This window comes from Adlercreutzia sp. DFI.6.23, from assembly GCF_024462535.1.
Taxonomy (GTDB): Bacteria; Actinomycetota; Coriobacteriia; order Coriobacteriales; family Eggerthellaceae; genus Adlercreutzia; species Adlercreutzia rubneri.
Map to the genome: position 1 here is coordinate 1 of NZ_JANGBP010000633.1, position 295 is coordinate 295.

Consider the following 295-nt stretch of genomic DNA (forward strand, 5'->3'; position numbering starts at 1 on the left):
CACGGGCACCCCCAGCGCCTGGGCCTTGTCGTACTTCGAGCCCGCGTTCTCCCCCGCCACGACGAAGCTCGTCTTCTTCGACAACGACCCCGACACCTTGGCCCCCATGGCCTTCAGGCGCGCCCCGGCCTCGTCGCGGGTCATGCCCGAGTGCGTAAGCGTCCCCGTCAGCACGAAGGTAAGGCCCGCCAGCACCTGGGGCACTTCCTCGCCCGGGACGACGGCCTCCTCGGCCATGGTCACGCCCGCCGCGCGCAACCGCTCAATGACCGAGGTGTTGTCCGGCGTGCGGAAG

General features: G+C 70.5%; 1 protein-coding gene. It reads right to left on the bottom strand.

The genetic code is table 11. The features are described from left to right. The coding region (locus tag NE591_RS14855) for a BRCT domain-containing protein (protein WP_305145279.1) at positions 1-295 on the bottom strand (295 nt) is incomplete at both ends.